Source organism: Dyella sp. ASV21, from assembly GCF_016428975.1.
Lineage (GTDB): Bacteria > Pseudomonadota > Gammaproteobacteria > Xanthomonadales > Rhodanobacteraceae > Dyella.
Genome location: NZ_JAELTT010000018.1, coordinates 1 through 21,938, shown reverse-complemented (window position 1 = coordinate 21,938; position 21,938 = coordinate 1). Strand labels below are relative to the sequence as shown.

20 protein-coding genes and 1 pseudogene are annotated in these 21,938 nt (G+C 64.2%); 14 read left to right on the top strand and 7 right to left on the bottom strand.

What is annotated here, in order from left to right; genetic code table 11:
• Positions 1–32: 32 nt before the first annotated feature.
• On the bottom strand, positions 33–860 hold the full coding sequence (gene rsmI, locus JHD67_RS08390; RefSeq protein ID WP_199098721.1) for a 16S rRNA (cytidine(1402)-2'-O)-methyltransferase: 828 nt from the start codon (positions 858–860) through the stop codon (positions 33–35).
• A gap of 95 nt (positions 861–955) precedes the next feature.
• On the opposite strand from rsmI, the gene JHD67_RS08385 reads away from it, so the two are divergent.
• The 6 genes from JHD67_RS08385 (at position 956) to JHD67_RS08360 (ending at position 7,226) form a co-directional block, all read left to right on the top strand.
• Positions 956–2,791 (top strand): penicillin-binding protein activator, encoded by a 1,836-nt coding sequence (locus tag JHD67_RS08385; protein WP_199098720.1) that lies wholly within the window; start codon positions 956–958, stop codon positions 2,789–2,791.
• Positions 2,791–3,147 (top strand): YraN family protein, encoded by a 357-nt coding sequence (locus JHD67_RS08380; protein WP_199098719.1) that lies wholly within the window; start codon positions 2,791–2,793, stop codon positions 3,145–3,147. Before JHD67_RS08385 ends, JHD67_RS08380 begins: the two co-directional genes overlap by 1 nt.
• Positions 3,148–3,187: 40 nt before the next feature.
• Positions 3,188–3,799, top strand: a complete 612-nt coding sequence (locus JHD67_RS08375) for a histidine phosphatase family protein (RefSeq protein ID WP_199098718.1) — start codon at positions 3,188–3,190, stop codon at positions 3,797–3,799.
• A gap of 105 nt (positions 3,800–3,904) precedes the next feature.
• Entirely contained in the window at positions 3,905–4,252 is a 348-nt protein-coding gene (locus tag JHD67_RS08370; protein WP_199098717.1) for an FxLYD domain-containing protein, read from the top strand.
• Positions 4,253–4,356: 104 nt separating this feature from the next.
• Positions 4,357–5,829, top strand: coding sequence for an alpha/beta hydrolase (locus tag JHD67_RS08365; protein ID WP_199098716.1), 1,473 nt, complete (start codon positions 4,357–4,359; stop codon positions 5,827–5,829).
• A 26-nt stretch (positions 5,830–5,855) separates the two neighbouring features.
• Complete coding sequence (locus JHD67_RS08360) at positions 5,856–7,226, top strand: FAD-linked oxidase C-terminal domain-containing protein (RefSeq protein ID WP_199098715.1); 1,371 nt, start codon at positions 5,856–5,858, stop codon at positions 7,224–7,226.
• A gap of 73 nt (positions 7,227–7,299) precedes the next feature.
• On the opposite strand, the gene rhtC is transcribed toward JHD67_RS08360, so the two are convergent.
• Positions 7,300–7,929, bottom strand: a complete 630-nt coding sequence (gene rhtC, locus JHD67_RS08355) for a threonine export protein RhtC (protein ID WP_343214339.1) — start codon at positions 7,927–7,929, stop codon at positions 7,300–7,302.
• 220 nt (positions 7,930–8,149) lie between these two features.
• Between rhtC and JHD67_RS08350 the strand changes: the two genes are divergently transcribed.
• Complete coding sequence (locus JHD67_RS08350; RefSeq protein ID WP_199098714.1) at positions 8,150–9,418, top strand: nucleoside permease; 1,269 nt, start codon at positions 8,150–8,152, stop codon at positions 9,416–9,418.
• 8 nt (positions 9,419–9,426) lie between these two features.
• On the opposite strand, the gene JHD67_RS08345 is transcribed toward JHD67_RS08350, so the two are convergent.
• On the bottom strand, positions 9,427–10,005 hold the full coding sequence (locus JHD67_RS08345; RefSeq protein ID WP_199098713.1) for a flagellar basal body-associated protein FliL: 579 nt from the start codon (positions 10,003–10,005) through the stop codon (positions 9,427–9,429).
• 262 nt (positions 10,006–10,267) lie between these two features.
• Here JHD67_RS08345 and JHD67_RS08340 point away from each other — a divergent pair, with 262 nt between their 5' ends.
• From JHD67_RS08340 to JHD67_RS08325, 4 genes are all read left to right on the top strand, one after another.
• A complete protein-coding gene (locus JHD67_RS08340) occupies positions 10,268–11,755 on the top strand; it encodes a serine hydrolase domain-containing protein (RefSeq protein WP_199098712.1) in 1,488 nt (495 codons plus the stop codon).
• 114 nt (positions 11,756–11,869) lie between these two features.
• The gene (gene dusB, locus JHD67_RS08335; protein WP_199098711.1) at positions 11,870–12,856 is read left to right on the top strand and encodes a tRNA dihydrouridine synthase DusB; all 987 of its coding nucleotides are present in this window, start codon (positions 11,870–11,872) and stop codon (positions 12,854–12,856) included.
• A 45-nt stretch (positions 12,857–12,901) separates the two neighbouring features.
• Positions 12,902–13,861, top strand: coding sequence for an alpha/beta hydrolase (locus tag JHD67_RS08330; protein ID WP_233171736.1), 960 nt, complete (start codon positions 12,902–12,904; stop codon positions 13,859–13,861).
• A 55-nt stretch (positions 13,862–13,916) separates the two neighbouring features.
• On the top strand, positions 13,917–14,747 hold the full coding sequence (locus JHD67_RS08325) for a class I SAM-dependent methyltransferase (RefSeq protein WP_199098710.1): 831 nt from the start codon (positions 13,917–13,919) through the stop codon (positions 14,745–14,747).
• On the opposite strand, the gene JHD67_RS08320 is transcribed toward JHD67_RS08325, so the two are convergent.
• The gene (locus tag JHD67_RS08320) at positions 14,741–15,445 is read right to left on the bottom strand and encodes an SGNH/GDSL hydrolase family protein (RefSeq protein WP_199098709.1); all 705 of its coding nucleotides are present in this window, start codon (positions 15,443–15,445) and stop codon (positions 14,741–14,743) included. The genes JHD67_RS08325 and JHD67_RS08320 overlap by 7 nt on opposite strands.
• A 176-nt stretch (positions 15,446–15,621) precedes the next feature.
• Between JHD67_RS08320 and JHD67_RS08315 the strand changes: the two genes are divergently transcribed.
• Complete coding sequence (locus JHD67_RS08315) at positions 15,622–17,439, top strand: FAD-binding oxidoreductase (protein WP_199098708.1); 1,818 nt, start codon at positions 15,622–15,624, stop codon at positions 17,437–17,439.
• A 48-nt stretch (positions 17,440–17,487) separates the two neighbouring features.
• Here the strand turns inward: JHD67_RS08315 and JHD67_RS08310 are convergent, their stop codons facing one another.
• Both JHD67_RS08310 and JHD67_RS08305 read right to left on the bottom strand, forming a co-directional pair.
• The gene (locus tag JHD67_RS08310) at positions 17,488–17,892 is read right to left on the bottom strand and encodes a hypothetical protein (RefSeq protein WP_199098707.1); all 405 of its coding nucleotides are present in this window, start codon (positions 17,890–17,892) and stop codon (positions 17,488–17,490) included.
• 103 nt (positions 17,893–17,995) lie between these two features.
• A complete protein-coding gene (locus JHD67_RS08305) occupies positions 17,996–18,640 on the bottom strand; it encodes an HAD-IA family hydrolase (RefSeq protein ID WP_199098706.1) in 645 nt (214 codons plus the stop codon).
• A gap of 355 nt (positions 18,641–18,995) precedes the next feature.
• Between JHD67_RS08305 and JHD67_RS08300 the strand changes: the two genes are divergently transcribed.
• On the top strand, positions 18,996–19,676 hold the full coding sequence (locus tag JHD67_RS08300) for a hypothetical protein (protein WP_199098705.1): 681 nt from the start codon (positions 18,996–18,998) through the stop codon (positions 19,674–19,676).
• Between the two features lie 43 nt (positions 19,677–19,719).
• Here JHD67_RS08300 and JHD67_RS08295 read toward each other — a convergent pair whose 3' ends face one another.
• Positions 19,720–20,220, bottom strand: a complete 501-nt coding sequence (locus JHD67_RS08295; protein ID WP_199098704.1) for an ATP-binding protein — start codon at positions 20,218–20,220, stop codon at positions 19,720–19,722.
• A gap of 745 nt (positions 20,221–20,965) precedes the next feature.
• Between JHD67_RS08295 and JHD67_RS08290 the strand changes: the two are divergent.
• Positions 20,966–21,337: pseudogene (locus tag JHD67_RS08290) on the top strand (transposase); the annotation flags it as partial.
• Positions 21,338–21,938 lie beyond the last annotated feature (601 nt).

Sequence of the window (21,938 nt, the reverse complement as noted above, 5' to 3'; positions counted from 1 at the left end):
GAGACGTCGTCAGCGCGGCGCGCACCCTCGCGTCACCCCTCGTAAAGCAGCTTGCGCGGCGCCCCCGTAATGGCTGCCGCCAGCTTGGCCGCCTTCGCCGGCGGCAGCTCCTCACGCAGCAGCGCGAACACGCGACGACCTTCCGCCTCGCGTGCATCGGTCTCCTCGCCGCGGCCGGCCACCAGAATCACGCATTCACCGCGCTGCTGGTCCGGGTCGTTCGCCACGCGTTCGGCCAACTCCGCCAGCGGTTCGCCAAGCACCGTCTCGAACAGCTTGGTCAACTCCCGGGCCAGCACACCCTCGCGTCCGGCGCCGAACACATCGCGCATATCGGCCAGGCTTTCGGCGACACGATGGGAGGACTCATAGAAGATAAGCGTCCGCGCGTCGCCGGCCAGCTCCTGCAGACGCGTGCGACGCGCCGCCGCCTTGGGCGGCAGGAAACCCTCGAACACAAAGCGGTCACTTGGCAGGCCCGCCACCGACAGCGCGGCTATCGCCGCACACGCGCCCGGCACCGGCACACAACGAATGCCGGCCGCGCGCGCCGCACGCACCAGACGAAACCCCGGATCGCTGATCAACGGCGTGCCCGCATCGGAAATCAGCGCCACCGATTCGCCGCCCTGCAGGCGGCGCACGATGGCGTCCACCACCTCGCGCTCATTGTGCTCGTGCAGCGCCACCAGGGGCGTGCCAATGTTGTAATGCATCAGCAACGGACGACTGTGCCGCGTGTCCTCCGCCGCAATCACCGCCACCGAACGCAAGGTTTCGATGGCGCGCGCGGAAAAGTCATCGCGATGACCGATGGGCGTAGCCACCACCCACAGTTGGCCGGGCTGAATCTGTGACATCTTGCTGTTTCCTGCACCGCGAGGCGGCGATCCAATGGGCTATCATCGCCCATCCGCCGACCCTGTCGTCAAAAAAGCTCGAAAGGGATTTGACTATGCGCTTGCATCGCGCCGCAGGCCTCGCCCTGCTGATTTCACTGGCCCTCAGCGCATGCGTGCCGCCGACCGTCGAGCGCTCGCCCGCCGAGATCGCCGCCAGCCAGCAAGCCGACGCCCTCGCCCAACAAGGCAAGCTGGACGAGGCCGCCCAGGCTTATCTGGCGCTTGCGCAGACCGGCAGCAACCGCGATCACTATCAACTGCTGGCCGCCGAAACCTATCGCCAGGAAGGCCAGCTCGACCGCGCCATCCCGCTGCTGGGAGCGATCCGTCGCCAACACCTGACTGGCGATGAACCCTCGCGCCTGGATTTGCTGCAGGCCGAGGTGTCGCTCAAGCAACACGACGCCGCCCGCGCGCTACAGCTCACCACCCAACCCAACATCAGCGTGCCGCCTGCCCTGCAGCTGCGCCTGCTGGAACTGCGCTCGCAGGCCATGCAGCAAACCGGTGACCTGTGGGGCGCGGCGCGCTCGCGCGTGGAGATGGACGACAAGCTCGGCGGACTCGACCAGGCTCAGAACCGCAAACAGATCGTGTCGCTGCTGACCCAGCTAGGCGTCGATCCGCTCAAGCAGCGCGCCGCCGCCATGCAGCCGGGCGATCGCATGCTGCCCTGGGTCAACGAGGCACTTACCCAGCTCGGCATCGCCGTGGCCCGCCCCGCACCTGCGCTGGAACAGGAAGTGGGCACCATGATTCCCGGCGAAGGCGCCAACGTACGCGAAGGCTTCAAGATGCCCGCGCACATAGCCCTGCTGCTACCCGCTACCGGCAACCTCGCCACGGCCAGCACCGCCGTCACCGAAGGCTTCTTTGCGGCCTACGCCGACGCCGGACGCAACCACATACCGCGTCCGCCAGTGCGCGTGTACGACAGCGGCGGCACGCCCGCCGGCGCCATCAAGGCGTACCAGCAGGCCGTGACCGATGGCGCCCAGTTGGTGATCGGCCCACTGACGCGCGGCGAAGTCTCCGCCCTGTTCGGCCTGCCGCAACTTCCCGTTGCACTGCTCGCGCTCAACCATCCGGACGACAAGAGCCTGCCCGCCAATGGCGTGAGCGAATTCGGCCTGCTGCCGGAAACCGAAGGCGCCCAGGCGGCCGATCACATGATGGAAGGCGGCCTCACCAATGCCTATGTGATCGTCAGCGGTGATGACTTCGCCCAGCGCGCCGGCAAGGCCTTCAAGGCCGAAATGGAAGCCCGCGGCGGCAAGGTGGTCGGCACGGGCAGCCTTGGCAACAGTGGGGTCAACTACGCCACCACCATTACCAGCCTGGGCATGCCCACCACCGCACCGGATGCCGCCGCGCCAAGCACGGCCGGCCTGTTCATCAGCATGAAGCCGCAGCAGGCACGCCTGTTGTTGCCGCAGCTCAAGCTGGCCCGCATCAGCCTGCCCGTGGTCGGCACCTCGCACATCTATGCCGGCCAGGACGACGCCGGCGCCAATCGAGACCTGGAAGGCGTGGAATTCTGCGACGCCCCTTGGCTGTTCGATGTGCAGCCGGGCCTGCCCAACCACGGCGATATCGCCGCGCAACTGCCCGCCGCACGCGGCACCTCTGCGCGCCTGTTTGCCTTCGGCATGGATGCGTGGAACCTCGCGCCGTACCTGGACTGGTTGCGCGCCCACCCGGGCAGCTACCTGCCCGGCGCCAGCGGCCAACTCACCGCCGACCAGTTCGGCCGCATCCGCCGGGTACTGGTGTGGGCCAAGTTCCAGGATGGCCTGGCGCGACCACTCAACGGCAGCCTGCAGATGGACAGCGCACCCGCACTGGCTCCGCCGGTCGACAACGACGCTCAGCAGCCTACCCAGCACTGATGCGAGCCGCAGGCGCGGTCTTCGAACAACGCGCCTGCGATGAACTACGTCGCGCCGGCCTTACCTTGCTGGCGCGCAACTACACCACGCGCTATGGCGAGCTGGACCTGGTCATGCTCGATCGGGGCATGGTGGTGTTCGTCGAAGTCCGTCACCGGCTCAGCCGCAGCCGCGGCGACGCGGCCGCTTCGGTCAATTGCAGCAAGCAAGCCAAACTCATTCAGACTGCCGCGCTCTGGCTCGCCAGTCATCCCTCTTACGCCAACCACACCTGCCGCTTCGACGTGGTGACCTACGACGGGCCCGCCGACCAAGCCATCATGACGTGGTGGAAGCAGGCATTCGACGCGGGCTAAGACTGCAATACGCCCGCCCTGTCGCCCAAGGAATATACCCATGACCACACTGCTGTTGATTCGCCACGGCGAAGTCGAAGGCATCCAGCCACCGACGTTTCGAGGCAGACTGGATCTCGCCTTGACGGCCAAGGGACAGCGCCAGGCAGAGCTGACACGCGACTATCTTGCCGCCCACTGGAAGCTCGACACGATCTACTGCAGCCCGCTTTCCCGCTGCATGCGCACCGCTCATACCCTTGCCGAGGCCTACCAACTCCAGGGCAGGCCCCATCCGGGACTACTCGACATCGACTACGGCAGTTGGAGCAGCCTGCCCGTATCGGACGTTGAGCAGCGCTGGCCGCGGGAAGCGCGCCTGTGGAAGGTCGCGCCACATCGATTCCGCATTCCTGGCGGAGAGTCGATCCAGGAGGTTGCCGCCCGCACCACCGACGCCCTGGCGACGATCCTGCAGGCGCATCCCGACGAGAACATCGCACTGGTGACGCATGACAGCGTCATTCGCGTGCTGCTATGCCACGCCGCCGGGCTGCCTCTATCCAGCTACTGGCTATTCCAGCCCTCACCGTGCGGCGTCCATGTACTTGAGGTCGATGAGGGCTTCACCATCCAGGCCGTCAACAACACGCAACACCTGTTGAACGCGTGAAGTAGCACAAGGCATGCGCGCGCCAGAATCGGCGATTCCATCATCCGAAATGCGCGCCGAATTCGCTAACCTACGACGCCTGCCCTGTTGATGTTCAAGAACACCATGAATTCCCGCCGTACCCTTCTCTTTGTGTTGCTCGGTCTTGGTTTGATGTCTTCCGTGGCCCATGCGGCCGCCTCGTCAAGGCAAGGCGTTCGCGTGGGTTCGTATCGCGTTGAGCGCGATGTCACGCCCGGCCGAAACAAAGTGGTGGGAACGCTGACCAACACCGGACAGGGTCGCGTCCATGTCGTGCGCATCAGCTTCAGCCTCTTCGATGCCAAGGGGCGTGCCGTGGGTCGCGCTACCGACGAAGTGCATGACCTTGCGCCGGGGCAGACATGGAAGTTTCATGCGCTCGCGCGCGGCAACGTAAGCCGGGCGCGCCTCCTGCGCCTCGACGCCGAATAGGACCCCTCGCCCCACCGCCTGCATGCCGGTACGTGCCGCGTCTCGACGACGCGATCGTGCACACTACGGACACGGCCCGGCGAACGGGCCACCATGGAGGCGCCATGCTTCGCATCTGCGTGAAACTGGGCAAATGGACGGCGCTGCTTCTGCTGATTTTCCTGCTGCCCCTGTTGGCCATACGGGCATGGGATTCTCAGCGGGGCGATCCGCTGGCGGTGTGGCAGACCTATGTGCCTCACGAACTCACGGCGGGGGAGATCGACGCCACCGACTGGGCCGGCTACCTCGTCGCCGAACAACGTGTGTTCGACGAGGTACACAGACACGTCAGCGAACAACTGACGCCAACGCAACGCGTCAACACCAATCGCTATTTCGAAGGCTCGCCGCTTTATCCAGGGCATTTTGCCCATGATTGGAATCGCTCCTATGTGCTTGAACCGGTAGGCACACCGGTGGGTGCCGTGGTGTTGATCCACGGGCTCACCGACTCGCCTTATAGCCTGCGCGATATCGCGGAGCTGTATCGCGAGCGTGGCTTTATCGCCATTGGTTTACGCGTACCCGGACACGGCACGGTGCCGGCCGCATTGACCGAAGTGGAGTGGCCGGACTGGCTGGCCGCCACACGCGTGGCCATGCGCGAGGCGCGACGACGCGTGGGACCGGATCGCCCCATTCATATGGTCGGCTATTCCAACGGCGGCGCGCTCGCGGTGAAGTACACCCTGGACGCCTGCCAGCATGACGAATTGCCGATGCCTACGCGGTTGGTCCTGCTCTCGCCGATGATCGGCGTTACCTCGTTCGCGCGCTTTGCCGGACTCGCCGGTTTGCCGGCGATCCTGCCGGCCTTCGCCAAGGCGGCGTGGCTGGATTTGCTGCCCGAGTACAACCCGTTCAAGTACAACTCGTTCCCGGTGAACGCCGCTCGGCAGTCCTATCTGCTTACCGATGTGATTCAGAGCGAGATGCTGCGCATGGCGCGTGCGCATCAACTTGAACGCCTGCCGCCCATCCTCACCTTTCAATCGGTGATTGACGACACCGTGCGCGCTTCGGCGGTGATGCGAACACTGTACGCACAGCTTCCCGCCAACGGCAGCGAGATCGTACTGTTCGACGTCAACCGCAATCACCGCTTCGACTCGCTGCTGCGCACCAGTTCGCTACAGGCGCTGCAGAATCTCCTGCCGCCCGCGCCAAGAACGTACCGCACCACCGTCGTCGCCAACGCCGCCGTGGACGACAGCCGCACGGTGACACGCACCACCGAAGCGGGACAAACCCAGACCACGGAAGCGCCGTTGTCGATCCGCTACCCCGACGACATCTATTCGCTGTCGCATATCGCCCTGCCCTTCCCGCCCAGCGACCCGCTCTACGGCACCGCGCCCGACACCCGCGAGAACTTTGGCGTGCATCTGGGCATACAGGCACCGCGTGGCGAGCGCGGCGCGCTGGTACTCAATCTCGACGCGGTACTGCGCATCAGCTCCAATCCCTTCTACCCCTACGTCCAGGACCGCATCGAAGCGGTCATTCCCGCGGCGCCACCCGCCACGCACCCTTGACCCCGCAGCGGTGGGATACTGCGCATATGAACCTTCCGGATACCTTGCTCGCCTCTTTGCGCACGCACTTTGCGGCGGACGCGCTGACCACCGAGATGGGCGATCGCCTCGCCTATGCCTATGACAACTCGCGCCGAAATGCCCTGCCCGATGCAGTGGTATTTCCCACCCAGCATGCGCAGGTAGAAGCGCTGGTGCAGGCCTGCCGCGCGCATCGCGTGCCGGTGATCGGACGCGGCCGCGGCACCAATACCACCGGTGCCACAGTGCCGGTAGATGGCGGCGTGGTGGTGAGCTTCGAGCGGATGAATCGCATCGTGCGCATCGATCCGGACAACCGCCTTGCGGTGGTGGAACCCGGCGTATTGAACGGCGACCTGCAAGCCGCACTGAAGCCACACGGCTTCTTCTGGCCACCCGACCCCACGTCCTCGCCCTGGTGCAGCATCGGCGGCAACCTGGCCTGCAACTCGGCCGGGCCGCGCACGGTGAAGTACGGCAGCCCCCGCGAAAATACACTGGGCCTGCGCGCGGTGGCGGGTACCGGCGAGGGCTTCCGCTGCGGCACGTACACCAGCAAGGGCGCCACGGGTTACGACCTCACGCGTTTACTGATCGGCTCCGAAGGCACCCTGGCCCTCATTACCGAGGCCACCCTCAAGCTCACCCCAAAGCCGACCGGACTGCGCACCATGCGCGCGACTTATCGCGGCGTCGGCGCGGCCGCGCGCGCCGTGGCACGCATCATGGCGCAGCCGGTCACGCCCTGTGCACTGGAATTCATCGATGACGTGGCGCTCAAGCTCGCCCGCGATCACGGCGGCGACAGCGTGCCGGTGGCCGGCGCCATGCTGATGATCGAAGTGGACGGCGAGCCGGATACCCTGCCCAGTGCCGTGGAAGCCGTGTCGCGTGCAGCCCGCGGTGAAGGCCTGGAAGAGCTCAAGATCGCCGAGACCGCCGAGGAAACCGCCGCCCTGTGGTCCGCCCGCAAGGCACTATCGCCGGCGCAACGCACCATCTCGCCCAACAAGATCAACGAGGATGTGGTGGTTCCCGTGAGCCGCCTCCCCGAACTGGTGGACGGCATCAAGGCGCTATCCAAAAAGCACGACGTGCTGATTGTGAGTTTCGGCCACGCCGGCAACGGCAACCTGCACGTGAACCTGCTGCCACGCGATGAGGCGGAGCGTGAACGCGCACACGCCTGCCTGGCCGAGGTGTTCGCGCTGGTGATTGCACTGGAAGGCACGCTCTCCGGCGAGCACGGCATTGGACTGGTCAAAAAGGAGTTCATGCCCCTGGCGCTGGAACCGAGCACCCTGCACCTGATGCGCAACGTCAAGGCCGCGTTCGACCCCGAAGGGATTCTCAACCCGGGGAAATTGCTGCCGTGAGCTGGGTGACTGGGCAGCGTGCCCGCCCAGGCAACCGCTCTACCGCTCAAACCGGCCCGCAACGAAAGCCCGCTTACCCCGCGCGCCGCGCAAGGATCAGGTGCAGGCCAAAGGCCACGAACACCGCGCCAGCGAGGCCATCAATCCAGCGCGAGAGCTTGAGATAGCCACGGCGCATGGCCGGCAGGGCGAACACCCCGGCCACCAGGGTGAACCACAGCAGGGTCTCGACCACCACCATGCTCCACAGGCCCCAGCGCGTGCCGGCGCTCACGCCGTCGCCCAGAAAGGCCGAGAACACGCTGCCGAAGTAGATCACCACCTTGGGATTGGACAGGTTGGTAAGCAGGCCCGCCCGCAGGGTGGCCCAATCGCTCTGCTGCAATTCCGGCTTAGGCTCACCCGCCGATGCGTCGGGCGCCTTCAGCGCGCCGCGCAACATCTTTACACCCATCCAGGCTAGGTAGAGGCCACCGGCCACGCTGATCAAGCGCTCCAGCCAGGCCAACCGCTGCAACACCAACTGCAGGCCTGCCAGCGCCAGCGCGGACCACACCACCACGCCCAGGGTGATGCCCACCACGCCAAACAGCGCCTGGCGGCGCGTGCGGCTCACGGCGGTCTGCGACACGAAAAAGAAGTCCGGGCCTGGGCTCAGCAGGGCCACCAGATGCACCACGGCAATGGTCAAGAACAGGCTCACAATAGTCTCCTTGGGGGCAGCAAGCGCAGGATTTCGCGGCGGCGCAGCTTGTCGCCACCGCATGGGTCCTCTAGTCTGCCGCTATTTTGGCACGGCCTTGGGACGCCCTTGGCCCTCTGCAGGGGAACACCCGACCACCGCTACAGGCCCGGTAAGTGCCCGGCCTGGCGGTATGGGCGTGCCCCACTCGACCTATTTCGACCGAATACCAAAGACGCTGATGAGCCTTCGACTCCGCCTGATTGCGATGAACTTCCTGCAATTCTTTGTGTGGGGGTCGTGGTTGCTCACCATTGGCGCGTACTGGTTCCAGACCAAACAATGGTCGGGCGCCCAGTTCGGCGCGATTTTCTCCACCATGGGCATCGCCTCCCTGTTCATGCCCTCCATCGCGGGCGTGATCGCCGATAAGTACATCAACGCCGAGAAGCTCTACGGCCTATTCCACATCATGGGCGCGGTGGTGCTGTTCACGGTGCCCATGGTGCAGTCGCCCGGCCTGATGTTCTGGGTGATGTTGGTCAACATGATGTTTTACATGCCCACCATCTCGCTCTCCATCGCGGTGGCATACAACGCACTCAAGAGTGACGGCAAGGACATCATCAAGGATTACCCGCCGATCCGCGTGTGGGGCACGGTGGGCTTTATCGCGGCGCTGTGGACAGTGAGCCTGCTGCACCTGGAAACTTCCTCGGGTCAGTTCTACGTGGCCTCGGGCGCATCGCTGCTGCTGGGCTTGTATGCCTTCACCCTGCCGGCCTGTCCGCCGCGCTTCCAGCGCAAGGCCAACCAGTCCTGGCTGGATACCTTCGGCCTCACGTCATTCAAGCTGTTCCGCGATTCGCGCATGGCCGTGTTTTTCATGTTCGCCATGTTGCTGGGCGCGGCGCTGCAGCTCACCAATGCCTATGGCGATACGTTCCTGCACGACTTCGCCAAGATGGATGAATACAAGAATCTGGTGTCGGTGCGCTATCCGGCCATCATCATGTCCATCTCGCAGATCTCGGAAACGCTGTTCATCCTGGCTATTCCGTTCTTCCTGCGCCGCTTCGGCATCAAGACGGTGATGACCATCAGCATGCTGGCGTGGACGTTGCGTTTTGGTCTGTTTGCCTATGGCAACCCCGGTTCCGGCCTGTGGATGATCGTGCTGTCGTGCATCGTCTACGGCATGGCGTTCGACTTCTTCAACATCTCCGGCTCGCTGTTCGTGGAAGGCCAGAGCGACCCTTCCATCCGCGCCAGCGCGCAGGGCCTGTTCATGCTGATGACCAACGGCATCGGTGCGGTGCTGGGCAGCTCGCTCAGCGGCCTGATCATCGAAGCGTTCTTCACGCAGCCGGACCAGAGCAAGGATTGGCACGGCATCTGGCTCACCTTTGCGATCTATTCGCTGGTGGTGGCGGTGCTGTTCATGTTGCTGTTCAAGCACAAGCACGACCCGGCCAGCGTCCAGGCCACCGCCGCCAGCAGCGCACACTAAGCGTCGCTCTAGAACGGCTCGACCACCACGCGGCTGCGGTTGCCATCCAGCTCGCCGTGGTGGTCGAAGTGCAACACCACGACCCAGTTGTAGACGTCTTCCGGCCACGACTTACGGCCAATGACATGGCCGGCGTTGCCGCCCAGCGCATCGATCAGCTTGTCGATATGGCCGTGGTGCCAGGCGATCAGCACCACATTGGCGCGGTTATCCCTGCGCAGGGACTTGGCCAGCTCGTCCACCTGGTCATCCGCAAAGGGTTGCTCGATCGGCAAATCGATACGCTGCGACAGCGGCGTAAGGGTAAGCCGGGGCCGCGCGCTTTCCTTGCTGTCACGCGTGGCGATCAAGCGCTGCGGCATCAGCGTTTCGCGATCGTCGCGCCAGGGATCGAAATAGCTCGCATAGGCGATAGCACGCTGTTCACCTTGCGGGCTTAGCCCGTCCCCCGCGCTCGCCTTTTCGGCATGGCGCACGATCAGCACCGTGGCATCGCGCAGCCCCGGGCCGCCCTTGTCTTCGTGATGTGCCACGGCCAAGGCCGGCAGAAAACACACCAACACCAGCAAAAACTTGCGCATAAACATGTAGATGCCCCTATCCACGAAGCAGCGAGACTAGCGAAAAAGCGCTTGCGTCGAGGTGAATGGTCCGGCCGCCGTGGAGCGCAACGGCGAGCCTGCCATCAGGACCTCGAAGGGCCATGTCGGCGACGACGCCTGCCGTTCGATGCAGGCAACGCCGAAAAGGTTGGCATGACTGGTGCCACGCGGTAGCCGACCCGCCATGACGCTATGGTCGGGCCACCTGCCCCGTACCGGGGCCCGCGGCGACTCCAAGGACGATGTCATGACTCGACTACTGGCTACATCCCTAGCGCTGGCAATCGGCACCCTGGCCGGGCCACCCGCCCCTGCCCGTGATGCCGCGCCCGGTGGCGAGGAGCTTGGCAAGGTCGTGCAGACCGAAGGCGAGGCCTTCATCAAGCAAGCTCGAAGCGACGGCCTTTCGATTGCGGTGGTACGGGATGGCAAGACCACGTTCTACAACTTCGGCACGGTGTCGCGGGAAAAGCCGCAGGCACCGACCAAGGACACCGTCTACGAAATCGGCTCCATCAGCAAAACCTTTGGCAGCCTGTTGCTGGCCCAGTCAATTGTGGCCGGCAAGGCCAAAGCCAGCGACGAGCTGCATCGATACTTGCCCGGCGACTACGCCAACCTTGCCTACCAGGGACGCCCGATTCGCCTGATTGACTTGGTCTCCACCACCAGCGGGCTGCCCGACAACCTTCCCGACTTTGGCGCAATCATCCAAGGTGTACCGCCCGAGCAGAGAACCGCGAAGATCGCCCAGTCGCTCAATGACCTGACGCAGGAGGCCCTGCTCAACGACCTCAAGGGCGTGTCGTTACAGACGCAACCCGGTACGGCAGCCAGGCATTCCAACGTGGCAGCCGAATTAGTCGGCGTGACGGTGTCTCAGCTGGAAGGGCAGCCCTTCGAAACCCTGCTTGCACGTCGCATCGAACAGCCGTTTGGCATGCAGAGCGGCGCGAGCCATGAGCGACAGGCACTGCGGGCAACCGGCTACGGCGATGACGGCGGCGTGGCGCCGCCCATGAACGGCACGGCGATCCTGCCCGCGGGCGGGTTGCACTACAGCGCCGACGATATGGCGCACTACATCACCGCGCAGCTGAAGAGCGGCGACGCCGCCATCGCCCTCACCCATCGACCCGCCTGGAGCAGCGCCGACAAAACCATCGGCTACAACTGGGTCATCGGCACCACCATGGACGGCGAACCGCGCCTCAGTCACACCGGCGGCACGCTCGGCTTCTCCAGCCTGGTCGAACTGTTCCCCGACTCGAACTACGGCATCGTCATCATGGCCAACCGCAGCGGCCCCAGCTTGCAAGGCCAGTTGTGGGAGATGTCGGACGCGATCTTTCGCCGCGTATGGGGGGAATCGCCCGGGTTCACCGCCCTCAAGATGGCACTGGACAAGGCGGGCTACGCCAAGGTCGGTGAAGCAGTGAACCAGGTGCACCGCACGTATCCGCAACTGTCGCTGTCCGAGAGCGAGGTCAATCGCTGGGGTTACAGCCTGCTACGGGCCAAGCGCGCCAAGGACGCCATCGGCGTGTTCACGTTCAACACCGAACAGCATCCGCAGAGCGCCAATGCCTTCGACAGCCTCGCAGAGGCCCATCGAGCCAACGGAGATATCCCGCAATCGCTGCGCAATTTCCGGCGCTCGCTGGAGCTGAATCCTGGCAACGACAACGCCCGCAAGCAGATTGCCGAGATGGAAACCGCTCGCGGCGAGGGCTGAGCGCACGGAGCAACGCCCGACGGCATCGGGGGCATTCGACGCCCCCGGGGCCACGCCGGGTAAGCCCGCAGGCCCTTTCCGGCGGCGAATGGATGCTGCCGCTACAATAACCGGATGCAGATCGGCCCCTACCGCATCGACCCGCCCGTGGTGCTCGCCCCCATGGCCGGGGTCACCGACAAGCCCTTCCGCCTGCTGTGCAAACGGCTGGGCGCGGGCTTGGCCGTGTCCGAAATGACCACGGCCGATCCGCGCCTGTGGCACACGCGCAAGTCGCTCAAGCGCATGGACCACGATGGCGAGCCGGAGCCGGTGAGCGTGCAGATCGCCGGCTACGACCCCGGCATGCTGGCCGAGGCCGCGCGCTACAACGCCGATAACGGCGCGCAGATCGTCGATATCAACATGGGCTGCCCCGCCAAGAAGGTCTGCAATGTGTGGTCGGGCTCCGCCCTGCTGCAGGACGAGCCGCTGGTGGCGCGCATCGTCAAGGCGGTAGTGGACGCGGTGGATGTGCCGGTAACGCTGAAGATCCGCACCGGCTGGGATCGCGACAACAAGAACGCGCTCACCATTGCGCGCATCGCCGAGGACGCCGGCATCGCCGCGCTGGCGGTGCACGGACGCACCCGCGCCGACAAATACGAAGGCGAGGCCGAGTACGACACCATCGCCGCGGTGAAAGCCAGCGTGCGCATTCCCGTGCTGGCCAACGGCGACATCACCAGCCCGCAGCAGGCGCGCCACGTGCTCGATGTCACGGGTGCCGACGCGGTGATGGTGGGGCGCGGCGCACAGGGGCGGCCTTGGATCTTTCGCGAAATCGCCCACTACCTCGCCACCGGGGAGACCCTGCCGGAACCGACGCCGGCGCAGGTACGCGAGATCCTGGTGCATCACCTGGAGCAGCTCTACGCGTTCTACGGCGAGTTGCAGGGCCTGCGCATCGCGCGCAAGCACCTGGGCTGGTACGCCAAGGATCGCCCGGAGAACGCTGCCTTTCGCCATGTGGTGAACCGCGCGGAAAGCGCCCCCGAGCAATTGCAACTCACCCGCGACTACTTCGATGCACTGTCCAGCGACGCGCGGATAGCTGCCTGAGGCTGCGTATCGCAAGCCCTTGCGTGGCGCACTGAGGCATCATCGATGCCTTCGTCGATCATCACGCCGACCATGGTTTTACTTCGCCACGCCACTCGACACGCGCTGCCGCACCGGTGGGTGCTGGCGCTGGTGGCCATGCTGGCACTCAGTGGCTGCCAGGCCACCTTGTTTGCCGGACTGAACGCGACCGACCCCCATCGCGGCATCGCCCAGACGCACGACATCGTATTCGATGAAAACCACGAACTATCGCTGGATGTGTATGCGCCCGTGCATGCCATGCACGCCCCGGTCGTGGTGTTCTTCTACGGCGGTGATTGGGCGCGTGGCGAACGTGCCTGGTATCGCTTCGTAGGCACGGCATTGGCGGCGCATGGCGTGGTGGCGGTGATTCCGGACTATCGCAAAGTGCCGCAAGTGCCACTGGCCGGTTTCATGGGCGACGCTGCGCACGCGGTGGCCTGGGTGCGTAAACACGCCAAGGAATTCGGTGGCGCGTCGGACGATATATTCGTGATGGGTCATTCCGCGGGCGGCCAGATCGCCGCGTTGCTTGCCACCGATCCCCAGTGGCTGGGCAAATACCGGCTCCAGCCCCAAGATCTTGCCGGTTTCATCGGATTAGCGGGCTGCTATGCGTTCGTCCCCATCGCGCCGGACGACAAGGACATGCTTGCCGTGTTCGGCCACACGGTTGCGCAGCAACGCGAAGGCGAACCAGTGGCACATGTGCGTGGCAGCGAACCGCCCATGCTGCTGTTGCAAGGCATGGCCGATCACGAAGTGGTGCCAGGCAATGCCATCGCGCTGAATCAGGCGGAGCTGGCCCAGCACGGCGACGTGACGCTACGGCTTTATCGCGATGTGGGTCACGAGGGCGTGCTGCTGGCCCTGTCCCGCCCCATGCATAATGCAGCGCCCACGCTCGACGATGTGCTGGCCTTTATCCAGGCACACCCCACTGCACGCCCGCTGGCCACGACCGACCCTGATCCGCGCTGACTCGCCACCTTCACGCGGGTGGGCGTAACGTGCGCAACGCATCCGAGGGGCGCCCATGAACAGCATCGTGACCGGCGAGTTTCCCTATATCCACGGCTTCTCCTCCGAGGAGCAATCGCGGCTCATGCGTCAGGCGCGCATGTTCGAAACCACGCTGTTCAGTCATATCGACTACAGCGAGGCGTCACGTCTGCTCGAAGTGGGTTGTGGCGTGGGCGCGCAGACAGAGATTCTGCTGCGGCGCTTTCCCAACCTGCATGTGACGGGCGTGGACCGCTCCGCGGCGCAACTTGGCGCCGCGGAGCACAACCTCGGCGAAACCGCCTGGTGCAGCGCCCGTTACACCTTGCAGCAGGCCGACGCCACCGACCTGCCCTTTGCCGATCGCAGCTTCGACGCGGCCTATCTGTGCTGGGTGCTGGAACACATGCCCAGCCCTGCGCGCGTACTGAGTGAGCTGCGCCGCGTATTGAGTCCCGGCGCGGTGGTGTACGTGACTGAGGTGCTCAACAGCTCATTCTTTCTCGACCCGTATTCGCCCCACCTGCTGCGCTACTGGATGGCCTTCAACGATCATCAATACGACAGCGGCGGCGATCCGTTCATCGGCGCCAAACTGGGCAATCTGCTGCTGGCCGGTGGCTACCGCGACGTGCAGACCGAGGTGAAGAGCTTCCACCTGGACAACCGCCAGCCCGGCAAGCGCAAGCAGATGATCGAATTCTGGGAGGAGCTATTGCTGTCGGCCGCCGACCAGTTGGTAGCGACCGGCGCGGTGGACACCGCGACGGTCGAGGGCATGCGGCAGGAGATGCAGGCCGTGCGCAACGATCCGAACGCGGTGTTCTTCTTCGCCTTCGTGCAGGCGCGCGCGCTGGTTTACTGAGCCGCCACGTGCGTGACGAAACCGTACTGTGCCAGCACCGGCTTGAGCGCGGCGATCCACAGCGCGTAGCCAGCCGGCAACATGTGCAGGCCATCGTCCCGGAACAGCTCGGCGCGCGGCTTGCCCTGGGCGTCCAGCATCACCGGTGCGATGTCCACGAAGCGCACATCCTTCTGCGTGGCCGCCCAATCGCGGATCAGGTCATTGGCCTGCTTCATCTGCGGCCACAGCGCCACGCGCGCCATGCTGGGCTTGATCGACACGAATACCACCGGCACGCCGGGCACGCCCTGCCGGGCACGCGCCACGAACGCCTGGAACGAGGCCAGCACCTGGGCCGGGCTGGCGCCTTCGGCCATGTCGTTGTCACCCGCGTACAACACGATCACCCGTGGCTTGTACGGCCACACGATGCGATCGGCGTAATACGTGGAGTCCGGCAGCGCCGAGCCACCGAAGCCACGGTTGATGACCGGGATGCCCGGGAAGTCCGCCGCCAGCGAACTCCAAAAATGAATGGACGAACTGCCGATGAAGAGCACGCCACCCGGTGCCGGCGGATGGGCCTTGTCGGCGGCCACGAAGGCGTCGATATCCGGCTTCCAATGGGACGACGGCGCCGCATCGGCATGCACCCAGGCCGACGCCACCAAACCGGTCAGCAGGCACAACAGCCAGGTCAGTCGTTTCACGTGCACTCTCCGCGCTGGGTGGGATCACCGATTATGTAGGCCACGGCAGCTATCGCCAACGTCTGTCCGGGCCGCCCCGGCCGCCCGCCATTCGTCCCAGCGTGGCCACCATTCATCACTATGCGCTTGTCCGCCAGCGCAGCAGGCGCACAGTGGCGGCATTCGTCACCCGGGGAACCGCCATGCATCGCCGCGACCTGCTCAAGACCGCCCTTACCCTGCCGCTGCTGCCGTGGGCCTTGTCGCCTGGTATCGCGTCGGCCACATCGGCGCGCAAAGCCGCCGGCGCGCTCCGCGCCCGTGTGCGGCCAGCCGACCCCGGCTGGCCTTCGGCCGCCCAGTGGGACCAGTTGAAGGACGCCGTAGGCGGCCGGCTGCAGGCATTGCATTCGCCCTTTGATGCGTGCACCGCCCAGAACGCCGCCTGCCAGGAGGCGCTGGCGCAGATCAAGAACCCCTACTACCTGGGCGACACCCCGGCCCTCACCCAGACCAGCGGCTGGGTGGATGCCTGGACCTCGCACCCCAGCGTCTACGCCGTGGCCGCGGAGAACGCGCAGGACGTGGTTGCCGCGGTGAACTTTGCCCGCCAGCATCGCCTGCGCCTGGTGGTGAAGGGCGGCGGCCACAGTTACCAGGGCACCTCCGCCGCGCCCGATTCCCTGCTCGTGTGGACCCGCCACATGAACGCCATCACCCTGCACGATGCCTTTGTGCCGCAAGCGTGCGCGGGCAAGCTGGCGCCACTGCCGGCCGTCTCCGTGCAGGCGGGCGCCATGTGGATAGACGCCTATGGCGCGGTGACCACGCGCGGTGGGCGCTATGTACAAGGCGGCGGCTGCACCACCGTGGGCGTGGCTGGCCTGGTGCAGAGCGGCGGCTTCGGCAGCTTCTCCAAAAACTTCGGCACCGCCGCGAGCAACCTCTTGGAGGCGGAAGTGGTGACGGCGGATGGCAAGCTGCGTGTGGTGAACCCGCAGCAAGACCGCGAGTTGTTCTGGGGCATCAAAGGCGGGGGTGGTGGCAGCCTGGGGGTGGTGACGCGCCTCACGCTGCGCACGCACGAGCTGCCGGAGACCTTCGGCGCGGTATTCGGTGCCATCAAGGCCGATTCGGATGAAGCCTACCGCGCACTGATCGCGCACATCATGCGCTTCTACCGCGATGCGCTGTGCAACCCGCACTGGGGCGAGCAGATCGTGTTTCGCCGTGACAACGTGGTGCGACTGTCGATGGTGTTCCAAGGCTTGAACCAGGCCCAGGCGCAGCAGGTATGGGCACCGTTCCTGGCGGCGGTGCAGGCGCGTCCTGATTGGCACATTCACGATGATGTCAAGGTCATCGCGCTGCCCGCCCGGCACTTCTGGGACGCGGATTTCTTCCGCGAACACGCGCCGAATTTGATCGTGCCGGATCGACGCATCGGTGCGCCGCGCGACCATGTGCTCTGGGCTGGCGACGAAGGCCAGGTGGGCCAGTTCATTTACGGCTACCGCTCCGCATGGTTGCCGCAATCGCTGCTCGATGCACGCCAGATTGATAGCTTGAGTGACGCCATGTTCGCCGCCACGCGACACTGGGGCTTCTCGCTGCACTTCAACAAAGGCTTGGCCGGTGCGCCGCCGGAAGCCATCGCACGCTCACGCGACACCGCCATGAACCCGGGCGCCATGGACGCCTTTGCGCTCGCCATTTCCGGCAGCGAAGGCGACCCGGCCTTCCCTGGCATGCCTGGCACCGAGCCCGACCTCGCCAAGGGCCGCCAAGAAGCCGCCGCCATCGATCGCTCGATGGACAGCCTCATCAAGGTAGCGCCTCGTGCCGGCTCCTATGTCTCGGAGAGCAACTATTTCGAACGCGATTGGCAAACCTCGTTCTGGGGCGCCAACTACCCGCGTCTGGCGGCCGCCAAGCATCGCTACGACCCCGAAGGCCTGTTCTTCGTCAGGCACGGCGTAGGCAGCGAAGGCTGGAGCGACGATGGCTTTACGCGGCGGTAGCTACAGTGAGCGGCCTCTTGGAGTAGATGGCCGGTACTGACCTGCCATCTACAAACACGCGCCCGCCATGCCACAGCTCACGATGAGAACCTCCAACGGCGTGAGCAGCACAAGGATTACACCGATAGCAAACGAGAGGTAGCGCACCCCGGTGGGGGCGAAGCGTCGCGCGGTGAGCCATTGCGCCACGCAAAAGCTCACTGCAAAAGGAAGCAGCACGTAGCTAGGCAACACGACATCCTCCACGAGGCTTCGCGGTATCGCGCTATGCCACGGAACCGCGTCGTTGAAGATCAGGTAGCGCCCCAGCAACCCAAGGCAGAAAAGCGAAAGGACAGCGGCAACGATCCGCAGTGTCCGTCGCTTCGCCCCACGCGCCGCCCATCGGGAAAAGAACCAAAGCGCCGCTATCAACGCGAGTGCGCAGACAGTAACGATCGCCGCAATGCTCATCGGAATCGCCTTCCATAGGAAATTTGCCTACCAGCCAGATCAAACTGCACCAGCAGCCGCATGCATGGAACATGCGGCCATGGAACCTGCCAAAGCGCATCGACTAACCGTGATCCACACCTGCACCCAGCGACTCCAGCGCCGCCATAAGCGCCTCCATGTCGTTCCTCTCATCATCGTGGAAGATGACATGCATGCCCAAAGCACGTGCCGTCACCAGATTTCCCTCGCTATTATCGATGAAGATGCACTCGTCAGGCTTCGCGCCAGCGCGGTCCAACGCCTGAAGAAAAATCGCAGGGTTACGTTTACCGTCGCCCACTTCGGCGGAAACCACGATGGGATCGAACAGGCTGTCCAGGCCCTGGCGCTCCCTGAGGTAATCCATTCGTTCCTTGTTGTTGTCCGTGATGATCCCGACCGAAACATTGCCCCTCAGACGCTTGGCAAGCGAAAACATCGCTTGATTCGTTGGCGTGCTACCAAACGCACCGGCGAGCAAGCCGATATCGAGCGGCTTGCCTATCACCTCACAAGCCTGGCGCCAGATGCGGGCATAGCTGGTCCTGCCCATCAGTAGATCCACCTGGTGCGGATCGAACGCGGCAGCGATGGTTGGCAGCGCAATGCCTGTCGTCTCGCTCAAATAGCCAAATGTGGTCGCGGAACCGCTCTTGTCCGTCGTGAGCACGCCGTCGTAGTCAAAGAAAATCGTCCTGATCACTCTGTTCTCCACGTCATCACGCAAGGCTGTGCATCCGCTGCATGGTCGATACATAGACCGCATCCGCGACGGGGCACCCACGCCGCGGCCCTCGCAGCATGCCGGCGACGAATCCCACGCGCCAGCCCGGCCACCATGCTCGGGGCGGATGGCTCCCCGAACCACCCGCTGTCACCACCGGCTGGCAACCCAGCGAATTACCCAAGCCCTTCAACCCCTGGATATTTTTCGGCTGATGCGGCCACCGCCTCAGGTTCTGCTCCACCTCGCCGACATATTGAGGGCATGCGCCTGCGGGTCCTCCGGTCGCTGCACCGTGATTGTCCAGACAGGCAGTCCATGATGCCCTTAGGGTCTAGACAGGAGTGAAGATGTGTTGATGACCCTCATGTTTGTCATGGCGCTCCTTGGTGGCATGGCCCTGGGTGCCGCCATGGTCGATCAGAGCTGGCGACGAAAATTGCAGCGCGATCCCATGTTCACCCCGCCCAATGCCGAGGCGGCGGAGTTCATCGAGGAATGCAGGCAGCACATGCGCGTCTACATTCTCTCGGCCCGCCGCAGCGAGACGCGCCCGGACCTCCCCCTGGCGACAGCCAGCCCTTCGGGCGATTCCGTGCTCAGGCATCTGGGCGACATGACCTGCGTGGTACCCGTTGTTCGTGGCGTGGCCAGCCTGCCCGGTGGCTGGAAGGTCGATCTCCGCCAAGGCCGCGACATCGAGGAGGCCTTGGCCGGCTCGTACGTGGCCATGGGCGAAGCCGCGGCCATCGTCACCCGCTACGCGACCACGCACTACACGGTGCACGACTTGGAGCATGCCGAGTCCGCCATGTTGCGTTCAATCACGGGCAGGGAATCTCGGTACCCCATGGAGACGGAGATCGGCCGGGTCGCCCGTCTGCTCGGCGCCGACCCCAAACGCGCGGATGGCGTGGTGGCGGGCGATCGCCTGTGGCACCAGATCCAGGCATGGCAATACCCCGATCGCGTAGTGACACATGAGCCGGCTCCCATCCTTGTCGAGGACAACGCGCCGGCCCTGGCTTTGACATCGTGATTCCAAGCCCATGAGTGATCCCGGGATGGCAACGCGCTACGGGCTAAGGCTCGTGGCGAACGATGTGAAAGCCCTCCTCGTCGGTCGGCGGCGTGAAGTGTCGATTGATCTCGTCAAACTCGGCATCCGTCGGCGCGAAGGGGTGAGAACACGACGCGTTCCGGGCGCGTAAGCGCGTCCTGCACACCTCATCGGTGATATCGAGGTAGTGCAGTTCATGGGCGACACCGGCGCGATTGATGATGTCTTTCATCCATTGCCGCTGTCCGATCGTATTCGCCGGAAAGTCGAGAACCACCGACAGGCCGCCCAAAAGCAACGCCTCCACATGGGAAGCAAGCACGCTACGCAGCTGCCGCGAACGGCGCACGTAATCGTCGAGCGCACGGATTTCGCCGGCGTAGAGCGTCGACAACCAACTGTCTTCGCTGATGAGCACCGTGTGCGGGCGCGTGGCGATATGCTGCGTTAGCGTGGACTTTCCGGCAGCAATCTTGCCGCAGACCAGATGGAGAACGGCAGAATGATCGCTATACCAGTTCATGACAGGCTCCTATCGGCGTTAAATGCCCCGGAGCCAAAGAAACCCGCCTCCAGGGCGGGTTATTAGCTACTTAGAAACGCACGCTAACCCACCACATACCGTGTGGCGTAAATAATCAGCGAAGACATGATGCACACGCGTTTCATCGCCTAGACCATAGGCGACGCGAGCTTAAGCGTCAATTCCAAAGGCTGCCATGAAGGGGAGCGATGCCTCTTCAGGCCACCAGCGCGCGAATTCCGGGGATGATTGAACCCTATTCCGGCACGGCCCGAATAGCGTGCTGGCGCTGGCGCGCACTGCTGGAGCTGGCCGGAGTTGGCGATGGGGGAAGTCCGCTGCGGGGCGGAAGCGGACGTTGGCTACTAATGCTGGCCTCAGAGGGCATTCCGGGCGAATCAGGCAACAACCACGCCAAAAGGCAAGAAAAATAAACATGCAACGGCGATGGCTCTGCGCTTGGCACCGTGAAATGCAAGGCCAGAAAGCCAAAGCGAGAGTGCCGCAACAGCAAGCCCTACATCTGTCATCAGCGTCGCTCTTGCATAGTTAAGCCGCTTGCCAGTCCGCAGGACTGGTACGACTAAAGTCCCGTATCGACATCAGGTATCCGTAGCCCATAAGAAACCACCCAACGAGGATTAGGGCTAAAGCAAGGTTCGCGCTAGTGCTCGGCTTCAACGGATGATCTCCAATCTCTTGTTAGGACAGCACGGCCATGTCTGCTCCGGTTTCGGAGTGTCGCATGAAGCGATTCGTCGAAGGGGTGGATCGGTCGCAGAGCGTGCCGTTCCCCGAACGGCTGGACAACTACATCGACGACAACAATCCCGCGCGGGTCATCGATGTCTTTGTGGACGAGCTGGATCTCGGCGAGCTGGGTTTTGAAGGGGTCTCGCCAGCCGTCACCGGCGGCCCCGGCTATCACCCGGCGACGTTGCTCAAGATCTATATCTACGGCTATCTCAACCGCGTCCCGTCCAGCCGCCGACTGGAGCGTGAGGCCCAGCGCAACCTGGAACTGATCTAGCTGACCGGCCGCTGTGCGTCCGACTTCAAGACCATCGCAGACTTCCGCAAGGACAACGGCCCGGCCATCCGCCGCATGTGCAGCCAGTCGGAAGCAGACATCTCAGCGAGCCTCTCGGGCCAACGAAATGTCGGTTGTTGTCAGCTTCTTCTCTGTCGTTTGGGTTGTGACGGTAGCCGCAAGATCGAAGCACTTCTCGGCACCCCCAGAGACAACTATCACTCCATTCAGAGAACTCAAGCTGGGCAAGTCACTGGCGCCGTGTCCCGCCGATAGATGTAGTTCGGACTGCCCGGAGACGGGTCGTGTGACCTCGGCGTTCCAGTCTGGCGGTATGTTTCTGAGCGCCCTGAATTCACCGCAAGCCAGCACAATGCGAATGTCATCAACGCGCAGATCGGTGGGTGGTGACACGAGCGTCTTAGGCCACATGATGGCGTGCAACTCATCTCCGGCCACCGCCACGCGAGAGAAGCACAGCAGTGAGGCGATAAGTGAAATTGCGGAAAGCTTTGACACCATCTACCCCCTGTCGAGCGTTTAAATTCTGATGTCCGCCTTGGGTTGCGGTTTCAGCCGGTCGTTGCAACAAATTGATGAAATCGTTCGGCCGGTGTTTCGAAGTTTAGAGTCTTTCGCGGCCTTCCGTTCAAACGCCTGGCCACGGCATTGAGTTGCCCTTGCGTAA

Bases quoted from the DNA above. Each gene is read 5' to 3' on its own strand.
- rsmI (WP_199098721.1), bottom strand. From the start codon at position 860: ATGTCACAGATTCAGCCCGGCCAACTGTGGGTGGTGGCTACGCCCATC.
- JHD67_RS08385 (WP_199098720.1), top strand. From the start codon at position 956: ATGCGCTTGCATCGCGCCGCAGGCCTCGCCCTGCTGATTTCACTGGCC.
- JHD67_RS08380 (WP_199098719.1), top strand. From the start codon at position 2,791: ATGCGAGCCGCAGGCGCGGTCTTCGAACAACGCGCCTGCGATGAACTA.
- JHD67_RS08375 (WP_199098718.1), top strand. From the start codon at position 3,188: ATGACCACACTGCTGTTGATTCGCCACGGCGAAGTCGAAGGCATCCAG.
- JHD67_RS08370 (WP_199098717.1), top strand. From the start codon at position 3,905: ATGAATTCCCGCCGTACCCTTCTCTTTGTGTTGCTCGGTCTTGGTTTG.
- JHD67_RS08365 (WP_199098716.1), top strand. From the start codon at position 4,357: ATGCTTCGCATCTGCGTGAAACTGGGCAAATGGACGGCGCTGCTTCTG.
- JHD67_RS08360 (WP_199098715.1), top strand. From the start codon at position 5,856: ATGAACCTTCCGGATACCTTGCTCGCCTCTTTGCGCACGCACTTTGCG.
- JHD67_RS08350 (WP_199098714.1), top strand. From the start codon at position 8,150: ATGAGCCTTCGACTCCGCCTGATTGCGATGAACTTCCTGCAATTCTTT.
- JHD67_RS08345 (WP_199098713.1), bottom strand. From the start codon at position 10,005: ATGTTTATGCGCAAGTTTTTGCTGGTGTTGGTGTGTTTTCTGCCGGCC.
- JHD67_RS08340 (WP_199098712.1), top strand. From the start codon at position 10,268: ATGACTCGACTACTGGCTACATCCCTAGCGCTGGCAATCGGCACCCTG.
- dusB (WP_199098711.1), top strand. From the start codon at position 11,870: ATGCAGATCGGCCCCTACCGCATCGACCCGCCCGTGGTGCTCGCCCCC.
- JHD67_RS08330 (WP_233171736.1), top strand. From the start codon at position 12,902: ATGCCTTCGTCGATCATCACGCCGACCATGGTTTTACTTCGCCACGCC.
- JHD67_RS08325 (WP_199098710.1), top strand. From the start codon at position 13,917: ATGAACAGCATCGTGACCGGCGAGTTTCCCTATATCCACGGCTTCTCC.
- JHD67_RS08315 (WP_199098708.1), top strand. From the start codon at position 15,622: ATGCATCGCCGCGACCTGCTCAAGACCGCCCTTACCCTGCCGCTGCTG.
- JHD67_RS08310 (WP_199098707.1), bottom strand. From the start codon at position 17,892: ATGAGCATTGCGGCGATCGTTACTGTCTGCGCACTCGCGTTGATAGCG.
- JHD67_RS08300 (WP_199098705.1), top strand. From the start codon at position 18,996: ATGACCCTCATGTTTGTCATGGCGCTCCTTGGTGGCATGGCCCTGGGT.
- JHD67_RS08295 (WP_199098704.1), bottom strand. From the start codon at position 20,220: ATGAACTGGTATAGCGATCATTCTGCCGTTCTCCATCTGGTCTGCGGC.